The 11,222-nt window shown below is 35.9% G+C and carries 14 protein-coding genes; 4 read left to right on the forward strand and 10 right to left on the reverse strand.

From position 1 onward, the window contains the following. Nucleotides 1-26 precede the first annotated feature (26 nt). The 7 genes from RQ973_RS02470 to RQ973_RS02500 form a co-directional block, all read right to left on the reverse strand. Nucleotides 27-995 (reverse strand): thioredoxin domain-containing protein, encoded by a 969-nt coding sequence (locus RQ973_RS02470; RefSeq protein WP_061862675.1) that lies wholly within the window; start codon nt 993-995, stop codon nt 27-29. Between the two features lie 159 nt (nt 996-1,154). After that, complete coding sequence (locus RQ973_RS02475) at nt 1,155-1,559, reverse strand: immunity protein (protein ID WP_311522634.1); 405 nt, start codon at nt 1,557-1,559, stop codon at nt 1,155-1,157. A 19-nt stretch (nt 1,560-1,578) separates the two neighbouring features. Then, nucleotides 1,579-1,815 (reverse strand): Blp family class II bacteriocin, encoded by a 237-nt coding sequence (locus RQ973_RS02480; RefSeq protein WP_033684811.1) that lies wholly within the window; start codon nt 1,813-1,815, stop codon nt 1,579-1,581. A 68-nt stretch (nt 1,816-1,883) separates the two neighbouring features. Further along, nucleotides 1,884-2,153 carry a bacteriocin-like peptide BlpJ gene (gene blpJ / locus RQ973_RS02485; RefSeq protein WP_001093248.1) on the reverse strand — a complete coding sequence of 90 codons (270 nt, stop codon included), beginning with the start codon at nt 2,151-2,153 and terminating at the stop codon, nt 1,884-1,886. Between the two features lie 466 nt (nt 2,154-2,619). Further along, nucleotides 2,620-2,817, reverse strand: a complete 198-nt coding sequence (gene blpI / locus RQ973_RS02490) for a bacteriocin-like peptide BlpI (protein WP_311522635.1) — start codon at nt 2,815-2,817, stop codon at nt 2,620-2,622. A 593-nt stretch (nt 2,818-3,410) separates the two neighbouring features. Then, nucleotides 3,411-3,605 carry a hypothetical protein gene (locus tag RQ973_RS02495; protein WP_061862669.1) on the reverse strand — a complete coding sequence of 65 codons (195 nt, stop codon included), beginning with the start codon at nt 3,603-3,605 and terminating at the stop codon, nt 3,411-3,413. 10 nt (nt 3,606-3,615) lie between these two features. Continuing rightward, nucleotides 3,616-3,774 (reverse strand): hypothetical protein, encoded by a 159-nt coding sequence (locus tag RQ973_RS02500; protein ID WP_311522636.1) that lies wholly within the window; start codon nt 3,772-3,774, stop codon nt 3,616-3,618. A gap of 576 nt (nt 3,775-4,350) precedes the next feature. Here RQ973_RS02500 and blpA point away from each other — a divergent pair. Genes blpA through blpC form a run of 3 tightly spaced genes read left to right on the forward strand, consistent with a single transcriptional unit; the run spans nt 4,351 to nt 8,088 of the window. Then, nucleotides 4,351-6,504, forward strand: coding sequence for a peptide cleavage/export ABC transporter BlpA (blpA, locus tag RQ973_RS02505; RefSeq protein ID WP_061862668.1), 2,154 nt, complete (start codon nt 4,351-4,353; stop codon nt 6,502-6,504). 10 nt (nt 6,505-6,514) lie between these two features. Then, on the forward strand, nt 6,515-7,876 hold the full coding sequence (locus tag RQ973_RS02510) for a bacteriocin secretion accessory protein (protein WP_061862667.1): 1,362 nt from the start codon (nt 6,515-6,517) through the stop codon (nt 7,874-7,876). A gap of 56 nt (nt 7,877-7,932) precedes the next feature. Further along, nucleotides 7,933-8,088: a quorum-sensing system pheromone BlpC gene (gene blpC, locus RQ973_RS02515; RefSeq protein WP_061862666.1), complete on the forward strand. Its 156-nt coding sequence runs from the start codon at nt 7,933-7,935 to the stop codon at nt 8,086-8,088. Between the two features lie 43 nt (nt 8,089-8,131). On the opposite strand, the gene RQ973_RS02520 is transcribed toward blpC, so the two are convergent. Genes RQ973_RS02520 through RQ973_RS02530 form a run of 3 tightly spaced genes read right to left on the reverse strand, consistent with a single transcriptional unit; the run spans nt 8,132 to nt 10,566 of the window. Then, complete coding sequence (locus RQ973_RS02520; RefSeq protein WP_311522637.1) at nt 8,132-9,472, reverse strand: sensor histidine kinase; 1,341 nt, start codon at nt 9,470-9,472, stop codon at nt 8,132-8,134. A 13-nt stretch (nt 9,473-9,485) separates the two neighbouring features. After that, a complete protein-coding gene (locus tag RQ973_RS02525) occupies nt 9,486-10,223 on the reverse strand; it encodes a LytTR family DNA-binding domain-containing protein (protein ID WP_311522638.1) in 738 nt (245 codons plus the stop codon). A 4-nt stretch (nt 10,224-10,227) separates the two neighbouring features. After that, entirely contained in the window at nt 10,228-10,566 is a 339-nt protein-coding gene (locus RQ973_RS02530; protein ID WP_311522639.1) for a LytTR family DNA-binding domain-containing protein, read from the reverse strand. A 276-nt stretch (nt 10,567-10,842) separates the two neighbouring features. Between RQ973_RS02530 and RQ973_RS02535 the strand changes: the two genes are divergently transcribed. Next, a complete protein-coding gene (locus tag RQ973_RS02535; RefSeq protein ID WP_311522640.1) occupies nt 10,843-11,172 on the forward strand; it encodes a helicase BlpT in 330 nt (109 codons plus the stop codon). The last annotated feature ends 50 nt before the right edge of the window (nt 11,173-11,222 follow it).

Raw genomic sequence — 11,222 nt, forward strand, 5'->3', positions numbered from 1 at the left:
TCATCAAAATAAGGATGCAAAAATTTTTATTTATGAACTCTTTGTTTCCACTTGATCATACCTGAAGTAATCAAGAGTGCAACAGCTATACGTAATAGATTGTAACTTTCTTCCTCTCCTGTATTAGGTAGTAATTGTTTGCTCAAATGAATGGTTTGGGAGGCAGAATCATTCCCCTTAACTTCGGATAAAGAAGTTTGTAACTTATCAGTATTTTCAGAGATTGTCTTAGATGTATCTCCTCGCTTCTTCTTATCTGTCATTACCAAATCTTCAGGCTGAACAGTTATAGTGTTAGAAGGAGGAATATTATTCTTCAATTGTTCTCTACTATCACTATTATTAGTTAAATTTTCCTTTGAATTCTCCACCTCTCCTGTTTTATCATCACGGACACTTTCTGTTACTGTATCCTCAGAAGATGCTACTGTTTCCGTTTGCTTAGGTGAGTTTCTCGAGTACATATAATCATAAACCTGTTGTGCAGTTGCCCCGCCACCAACCCATCCAGATATCGGACGTCCGTTTCTTAAATACAAAATTGTTGGTGTTCCTGGAATACCGACTTTTTTAAATAGAAACTCTCTCGCTTCCCCGTCAAAATCTTTACCATCCAAATCATAATATTCTAACTTCTTTTCAATTAAGTTATTAAATTCTTTCAATTCAGGAGAAAATTGACGACAATGAGAACAAGTTTTTCTACCAAAATATATAGTATGTTCCAATTGATCCTCTGTAAAAGATTGACGAACGGCTTCAATATCTATCTTTTTAAATTCCGCAACATTCTGCTCATACTCTTCGGGAGTTACAACGGAAGGTTTATGCTCAACATTTTCCGTACCCGATTGCAGATCTGGTGCCACAACAGAACTATCATTAGCCTGGATAGAGGAAGAAGTAGTCTGTTCTTCTGCATATACAACACCCGTAGTAATAGATGCAAATACAAGTGGTACAAGTAATAGCGATTTTATCTTTTGATTCTTCATAAGAATACTCCTTTACATTTGATATATTTATCTTACCTTATTTAAGATTACAAATTCATCTAAATCTTAAATGGTCATCAAAACATCTTGAATTGTAAAAACTTCATTAAAAAAGGTAAGCATTTTGAAAACACTTACCCTTTTATACTTCATTAACCTCTACTTTTTATAATACTTCAAGCCCCAAATGAGCAGAAGCATGATAGTTAAGCAGAGGGCAGCGCCAATATAGGCGATTAGTTGTTGATAGGATTCTACTGCTGTGATACCTCTATACAGACAAATAATAGACATAAAGCCTGTCAAGCCGATGAACATGAGTTGATTGGTTCTAGGACTAACCAAATCATCATCTTCAAACTCTCTTATCCTCATTTCCCTAGTGAGATAAACAGTAGCCAAAATAGAAGCCAAGTTAATAACTACTAAAAGAAATTGGAGAACTACGGAAAAATTTAAAAACTGACGAGATAGAAATAGATAAGTAGAAACAACCAAAGGTATCTGTCCGAACAACAACCTCACTAAGAAAACATTGCGTTTTGTTGCAAATATTTTTTTCATTACTATCTCCTTTCCTAGGCTAACAGGTGAGTGCACCACCAATCCCACCTAGTACAGCACCAATTGCACCTGTTCCTATAGCATATGGTCCCAATAGAAATGTCGAACCATAAGTTGTTGCATACCCATCAAGTGCGCCATACGCAATCCCTGCTCCACAAGCAATTGTTCTTCCCCAATCAATATCTCCACCTTCAACGCAAGCAAGCATTTCATTATCCATAACAGAAAATTGTGACATCATTTTTGTATCCATGACAAATACTCCTTTTTTAAAAAACTAAAATAAATCAGAATAGAATCCTCATAATTTTACTATAAGTCTTACCAACTTAGTCCCAATTTATCACCAACCATACCTCCTAAGCATGTTAATCCACCCCCAATTGCACCAATGTGTGCTCCAACAAATGCACCAGCAAGTCCAGCTACTCCTAAAGTGGCCAAACCTGCTCCAGTTCCACCAGTTATAATTCCCGTAGTGACTCCTGTAATCAGTGCATTTTGACAATCAGTGGAGCTATACCCCCCTTCAACTTTCGCAAGCATTTCAGTATCCATAACCTCTAACTGTGACAACATTTTTGTATTCATGATGAATACCTCCTTTTTATTTTCAATTTGTTACTAAAGTCTTAAATTCAATAAACAAATAGATTTTTTATAGTATCTTTTTGATTTTCTTAAAAAAGTATATACGTCTACTATCTTCTTAAAGGTAGCAGTACCTATTTTTTAGTCTAAGATTTCAATAATCTTGAGTATCTAAAATATCTTAATTTCGTTATTCTCCTTGCAATAAAAAGTTTTACTATACTATTTATTAACTTGCAGAAAGCAAAAAATATTAGTAAATAATAGTTTATAGTTAAGTTTTTTATTCCTACCAATCCATCAACTAAGTAAAGCATCAACGATTACATAAACGATTGATAATATAATTAAAATTTTGCTAACTATCTTATTCTCATCATTCTTAGATAACTTTGATATTTTGTAAGTAAGTAAATAAGACAGTAAATTAATAGCGATAATAATACTATATTTAAGAATCATAATCTTACAAAGAGGACATAATTCCTGAACCTACACAAATAAGTGTTGCTGCTCCCCCAGTTATCGGACCAGTCGCAGCAGCTAATAGTACTGCTCCAATACAACCACCGATTGCAGATCCTAAATTGCCTCTTCCTCCACTAACTATTTCGAGTTCTTCAATATCCATAATCTCAAATTGTTCCATCATTTTTGTATTCATGACAAATACTCCTTTTTTATTTTTAATTTTTGTCCTGTTGCAACTTTGACAATTTCAGTATAGCACTATTTGTTAAAGTTTTTCATCCAAATCTTGAATTGTCATCGAAACATCTTGAATTGAAAAAACTTTCTTATTACCAACATAACGAATACTATTCAGAAATCAAAAAAAAAATATAGTATCACGATTTTTTTGGAAAATTGTTAATGAGCTTACCATTCTTATCTTCAATCAAAAATCAATATTTAAAGAAAGCTAGGAAAATAGTTACAGACAATACTGCTTTATGGCGAGATGATGTTGCAGTAGTTTGAAGAATATTTCTTGGGGTCGAAACTAAATACCATAGTATGTGAGGTTCATTAAATGAATAAGAAATCCTATTTTATCATCTGTTCTACGTTGATTATAGCACGGACTAATAGTCACATAACAAGGCAAAAAGCAACGGTTTTAAAGCCGTTGCTTTTTGCATGAGTCAGAGAGAGTGTTATCTCAGGCTCTATTAAAACTGTATCAAAACCACAAGTTGAGTCACAATATTGTATATTTAAAATGTTTAAGAGTAATTAAACAATGAAAATAATAAATTAATCCCCGTGAAGATATAAACTAGTACATGCATAGCCTAATCTAAAACCAGCTGCACCTGCCACAAGCAAACCTGCCAAACCAGCAGGTCCTGCCGCAATTGCTAACGCACTGGCACCAATACCATACGCACAATCAGCAATGTTCCCACCTCCAGAAATTTCTTCTAGAGTAGTTTGATCAATATTTTTCATAATTATCTCCTTAATCACCAGTGTAATACCATGCACCACAAGAATATCCTGTGCCAAATCCAGTAGCCGCTGCTCCAACCGCCAGCAGTGCAAAAGTTCCCCAGCCAATCGGACCTGAAGCGGCTGCTAAAATGGCACCACTCATGCCAATTCCGGTCGCACAAGACAACGCATTCCCTCCGCCAACAACATTTTCTAAGTCATTAATGGCTAAATCAATCATTTTTTCTCCTTTTGTATTTCTTATAATTAACATGATACGATATAATGGAAGTAATAATTAACGTACCTCCAATAATAAAGTTTAATAAATCCTGATGTTCTACAATTAAGTACAGACCAAATAAACATAGGCCAAATTGTGAACTACAGTTTTGAAATTTCATCAAGCCCCCCATTTTACAAAATTGATATACACTCTAATCTGGTTCATACAATATACTTTATAAGTATTTACTATGAGTAAAACCTGTAAGATTGATACATTTCTTTTTTGTCTTGTTGCAACTTTGACAAGTTTAGTATATCGCTGTTTATTAAATTTTTTCATCCAAATCTTGAATTGTCATCGAAACGTCTTAAATTAGCTTTTTTATTTAAAACCACCTCTAAAATTTTTTTAAAAGATAATTTCTAATCACTTTTTTACCATTCAGGAAGTTTCAATGACTATTCAAGATTTTATAAAATATGAACTTATTATTATGGCATAATATACCTATCTACTATATGAAAGGAATTGCCAATGACTTCTTATAAACGTACATTTGTTCCTCAAATAGATGCTAGAGACTGCGGTGTTGCTGCCTTAGCCTCGATTGCTAAATTCTATGGTTCAGATTTTTCTCTAGCTCACTTGAGAGAACTTGCAAAGACCAATAAAGAAGGAACGACTGCTCTTGGCATTGTAAAAGCCGCTGATGAAATGGGCTTTGAAACAAGACCTGTTCAAGCAGATAAAACTCTCTTTGACATGAGTGATGTCCCCTATCCATTTATCGTTCACGTTAACAAAGAAGGAAAACTCCAACATTACTATGTTGTCTATCAAACAAAGAAAGACTATCTGATTATTGGTGATCCTGACCCTTCTGTAAAAATCACCAAAATGTCAAAAGAACGCTTTTTCTCTGAATGGACTGGAGTAGCTATTTTTCTAGCTCCCAAACCCAGCTATCAACCCCATAAAGATAAAAAGAATGGTCTACTAAGCTTCCTTCCTCTGATTTTCAAGCAAAAATCTCTCATTGCTTACATCGTTCTCTCAAGCTTATTGGTCACGATTATCAATATCGGTGGTTCTTATTATCTTCAAGGAATCTTGGATGAATACATTCCAAATCAGATGAAATCAACTTTAGGAATCATCTCAGTTGGTCTGGTTATAACCTATATCCTCCAACAAGTCATGAGCTTCTCCAGAGATTATCTCCTAACCGTTCTGAGTCAAAGATTAAGTATTGATGTGATTTTATCCTATATTCGCCATATTTTTGAACTTCCTATGTCTTTCTTTGCGACACGTCGTACAGGGGAAATCATTTCACGGTTCACAGATGCCAACTCTATCATAGATGCCTTGGCTTCTACCATTCTCTCTCTTTTTCTTGATGTTTCCATTCTGATTCTTGTAGGGGGCGTCTTACTTGCACAAAACCCTAGTCTCTTCCTTCTTTCTCTTATTTCCATTCCTATATACATGTTCATCATCTTTTCTTTTATGAAGCCTTTTGAAAAAATGAACCACGATGTCATGCAAAGTAATTCTATGGTTAGTTCTGCCATCATCGAAGATATTAACGGGATTGAAACCATCAAGTCACTCACAAGTGAAGAAAATCGCTACCAAAATATAGACAGCGAATTTGTAGATTATTTGGAAAAGTCCTTTAAACTCAGCAAATATTCTATTTTACAAACGAGTTTAAAGCAGGGAACAAAATTAGTTCTGAATATCCTTATCCTATGGTTTGGCGCTCAATTAGTCATGTCGAGTAAAATTTCTATCGGTCAGCTGATTACTTTTAACACACTTCTTTCTTACTTTACAACTCCTATGGAAAATATTATCAACCTCCAAACCAAACTCCAATCTGCGAAGGTCGCTAATAACCGTTTGAACGAAGTCTATCTAGTCGAATCTGAGTTTCAAGTCCAAGAAACTCCTGTTCATTCACATTTTTTGATGGGCGATATTGAATTTGATGATCTTTCTTATAAGTATGGTTTTGGACGAGATACCTTAACGGATATTAATCTAACGATTAAACAAGGAGATAAGGTAAGCCTGGTTGGAGTTAGTGGTTCTGGTAAAACAACTCTAGCCAAAATGATTGTTAATTTCTTTGACCCTTACAAAGGACATATTACCATCAATCATCAGGATATTAAAAACATTGATAAAAAAGTCTTACGACGTCATATTAATTACCTGCCTCAACAAGCCTATATCTTTAATGGCTCTATATTGGAAAATTTAACCTTAGGAGGTAATCATATGATTAGCCAAGAAGATATTCTAAAAGCTTGTGAATTAGCTGAAATCCGTCAAGACATTGAAAGAATGCCTATGGGCTATCAAACCCAGCTCTCTGATGGAGCTGGTCTATCAGGAGGACAGAAGCAACGAATAGCCCTCGCTCGTGCTCTTTTAACTAAAGCTCCTGTTTTAATACTAGATGAAGCTACTAGCGGTCTTGATGTCTTGACTGAGAAAAAAGTTATAGATAATCTTATGTCCCTAACTGATAAAACCATTCTCTTTGTAGCCCATCGTCTCAGTATAGCCGAACGAACTAATAGTGTTATTGTTCTTGACCAGGGTAAAATCATTGAAGTTGGTAGTCATCAAGAGTTAATGAAGGCGCAGGGCTTCTACCATCATCTATTCAACAAATAAGGGGAATGTTATGAATCCTAATCTTTTTAGAAGCGTCGAGTTTTATCAGAGACGTTACCATAATTATGCGACAGTATTAATCATACCACTTTCATTACTGTTTACTTTCATCGTGATTTTCTCCCTTGTTGCTACAAAAGAGATTACTGTTACATCGCAAGGAGAAGTCACTCCTACAAGTGTCATTGCATCCATTCAGTCAACCAGTGATAATACTATCTTAGCTAATCATTTAGTGGCAAATCAAGTAGTTGAGAAAGGTGATTTACTCATCAAATACTCTGAAACAATGGAAGAGAGCCAGAAAACTGCCTTAGAAACTCAATTACAAAGACTTGAGAAGCAAAAAGAAGGACTTGGAATTTTGAAACAAAGCTTAGAAAAAAATACCGATCTTTTTTCTGGTGAGGATGAGTTTGGCTACCATAATACCTTTATGAATTTTACCAAACAAGCTCGTGATATTGAACTGGGTATATCAAAGACTAACACTGAGGTTTCAAATCAAGCCAACCTTGCCAATAGCAGTTCATCAGCTATCGAACAAGAAATCATAAAAATCCAACAACGAATTGGAGAATATGAAGAACTGAGAGATGCTATCATAAATAAAAAATCTCGATTACCAACTGGTAATCCACACCAGTCAACCTTGAATAGTTATCTTGTAGCATCACAAGGACAGACACAAGGAGCTATAGATGAGCAATTTTTCTCTCAAATTAATCAAAGTGTTACAGGTCTCGAATCATCTATCGCCAATCTTAAAATTCAACAAGCTGGTATTGGAAGTGTAGCAACTTATGACAATAGTTTAGAAACCAAAATTGATGTACTTCGCACTCAGTTTTTACAGACAGCTTCTCAGCAACAACTAACCGTGGAGAATCAATTAACAGAATTAAAAGTACAACTAGATCAAGCGACACAGCGCTTAGAAAACAATACCTTAACCGCTCCAAGTAAAGGTATCGTTCATCTGAACAGTGAATTTGAAGGTAAAAATAGAATTCCAACTGGTACAGAAATTGCTCAAATATTCCCTATTATAACAGATACAAGAGAAGTACTAATCACTTACTACGTATCATCTGACTATCTCCCCTTACTAGATAAAGGACAAACTGTAAGATTAAAGCTTGAGAAGATTGGAAATCATGGCATTACCATCATCGGCCAACTTCAGACAATTGATCAAACTCCTACCAGAACAGAGCAAGGAAATCTCTTTAAATTAACCGCTCTTGCAAAACTATCTAATGAGGATAGTAAACTCATCCAATATGGCTTACAAGGTCGCGTCACTAGTGTAACTGCAAAGAAAACATATTTTGATTATTTCAAAGATAAAATTTTAACACATTCTGATTAATTTTCAGATAACACTCTATAACTATTTATTATCTTATAAAACAGGAGAATTGTAACATGGATAAGAATCAAAATCTAACCTCATTTCAAGAACTAACAACTACCGAACTCAACCAAATTACAGGTGGAGGATGGTGGGAAGATATCTTATACAGCCTTAATATAATTAAGCATAACAATACGAAAGGACTTCATCATCCAATACAACTATAAAAAATAAGACCGAGAAACAAGCACTCTCGGTCTTATTTTTTCATCATTCTATAGGTATCATAGTAAGCACCTGACGAAAGACTTGATCTTGACAGGTGGTATTGAGACTAGCATTGGGATAACTTTCCACAATCTTCATGACAGTATAAAGACCAACACCTCTGTCCTCCCCTTTAGAACTAACTCCAAAAGAGAAGATTTCAGAAATATTTATGCCCTCTTCTTTGATGGAATTTTCGATGATGAAGGTCTCCTGTGCTCCACTTTTTAAAAAGGCGATTGAAACATGAGGTTGACTGGCCTCTACACTGGCTTCAATGGCATTGTCACAAAGGATAGATACGATGGTCAAAAAATCAAGCAGGTTCATACTCTCGACTTGAATCTCCTCAGGAACTTCGACATTAAAGACAATGTCCTTTTCTCTAGCTTTTATAAATTTTCCAGCTAGAAGACTTTTGAGGGCACGATCCCGAACATTCACCAATCTGCCAAGGTCATATTTATTGTCCTGCAATTTTTGGCTGAAGTCCTTCAAGACGGAGTCGTAGACCTCTTTTATCTGCTCTATATCCTCCTCTTCAATGCCTAGTCGTAAGCTGGTCAAGAGGTTGGTGTAGTCATGGCGAAAACTCCGTACTTCCTTGTAAAGCTCCTCTATATGCAGACTATACCGCTCCATATCTTTGTAGCGCAAGTCCTGCTCTTGGTCCAGTCTCTCATGGAGTTTGTCCTTCAAATAGGTATCCAATTTCTTGATAACCCCCATAAAAAAGAGTAGGTAAAACACTAGGATGAGATGGCGAACAGTCGTTGATTGAATACCTTGCTCATATTCAAAGTAAGACAGACTTTGTATCACCAAATAGTAAGCCCCCATTATCCAGTTAATCTGAGTCAGGGACTTTTGAAAGGCTTTATCTAGAATCTCCCTTCTCAAACTAGTAAAATCATAGTCCAACCATTTCAAAAAGGCTAGAGAAATGAAGAAATTGAAAATTATTATACATAACCCAGTAAATGAGTAGTCATCATATACTTGCCCTTGTCCCAAAAATGGAAGCACAAAATAGGAGACCCCTCTATAAAAGAGATTCACCAATATCATTGGAAAGAGACCATAAAAGAAGAGAAGTTTTTTAGGAAGCCCTCTTAACAGTAAGAAAGACAAGCCGATGCCATACAAGGGTTCCATAAAATAAGATAGGTAAATATTTCCTACTATATAGCCAATCATTACAAAAACAAAGGCCAACAGTATCTTAAAAAGAAAGGCCTTAAAAATCCTCTCGAAAGTGAGACCAATTCCATCCACCTTAAAGAAAATGACAATTTCTAGCCCATTAGTAATAAGTGTATGCAATAATATCCAAGCAATATTCATAAACTCTCCTAGCTCAATGTAAGTTATTGATAGCCTCAGACACTTCCCTGACCTTATAACGCGCGATCAGACAGCTTCCGCTATTAGGAAAGAAAAGGAGTTTTTCTTTCTTATCCAAACGAACTACATTGGTTGGATTGATGAGGAAGGAGCGATGGCACTGCAAGAGACGTGGCTCCTGCTTGAGAACCTCCTCTAAACTCGCCGTAAATTCCAACCTGTCTGTCTTGGTATAGAGGATAACACGATGGGGTCTTGGGGATGTTTCGAGATAGTAAACCTCTTTAAAAGGATACTGGAATTGAGCAAATTTTGATTTAAAGTAAAAGCAATCGTCCGCCAGACTTTTACTATCTTGACTATTGGCATAGAGGAGGGCTGTCTCGATACGAGATTCAAACTCCTCTGCCGACAAGGCCTTATCAATGTAGTCCAAAGCTGAAACTTGGTAGCGAAAGGACAGGGGCATAAACTCTGAGTGAGTCGTCACAAAGACGATCAGGGCATAGGGATCTCGATCTCGAATCTTTCTAGCTACTTCTAGTCCCTTCATCTCTTCATTTCGAATCTCAATGTCCAAAAAGAAAAGCTGGTGCCCCCCCTTCTCATGCACCTCTGCCAGCAATTGGTCTGGTTTCCCGAAGACTTCAAAAGAACTGGAAATGATACTCTGTTTTTTCAAAAGTTTTTCAATCGTCGTTTCAATTCTGGCTTGTTGGGAAAAATCATCTTCTAAAACAAAAATTCTCATCTTCTTACTCTCCTTCTTTCAACCATTTTTGGCGAATTTCTCTATAACGACGTCTGGAATACTGAACAGCATATCGACCTTCTTCTCCAAGAAAAAGAGTCTTTGATTGGAGTTCCATGGATTTTACTCGTTCAAGGTTGACCAGACAATTTCGATGACATCTCGTTAAGGTATCCCCATATTGTTTCTCAAGCTTGCTTAAATTTTGAAACAGATCAAAGCTAGCTTCTTTAGTAAAAATCTGCACGGTATGGGCTTTACTTGGATGCGTTTGGATATAGTAGATATCCTTTATGTTTAATTTAAAAATTTCTTTCTCTTTTTGGATGATGATATAGTTCATGGATAAAACCTCCTGTAGAGAGGATATCATAAGTCTAGCAACTAATTTTCACCAAATCCTAAACGGTCCTCAAAAATTCCTAAAGTGTTGAATTTTTTACTAAATAACCATGATAACCTTACAACTATTTTATCATAAAATCCCGCTATTACCATTCAGGAAATTTCAATGACAATTAAAGATTTGTAGATAAAAAAAGAGTAAAAAGTGATAGGCTATGATTAGAAAGACAAAGGCTTAAAACAACTTTAAAACCATCACAAAGGAGGAATTCTCATGACGGATACAGACCCAATCAAAAGAGCTCAGACACTGATAACTGAGTTAAACAAAGCCTACCAAGTCTGCAAACAGGCAACAACTGACGATGTCCGTTTCCAGGAGCAGCTGGACAATATCCTCCGCTTTCTCTCTAAAGCTGAGACAGTGGATAATCGATTCTTGATTGAGCTGGAAAAATTTTACCAAACTTCCAGTCTTCTCATGGGCCTCAGTGCTCTCAATCCAGATGCCCCTACCCGTGCCGCTTGGAGAGCCTATGACCGCTTCCACTTTGACCAAGTCAAAACCAAGTTGAGTCTCTACGGGCCAACCCTTATCTTGTAGTAACTAAAAAGAAGCTGAGACAGATTGAACTCAACTTCTTTTTTAGTATC

The sequence above is a fragment of the uncultured Streptococcus sp. genome (assembly GCF_963511325.1).
Lineage (GTDB): Bacteria > Bacillota > Bacilli > Lactobacillales > Streptococcaceae > Streptococcus.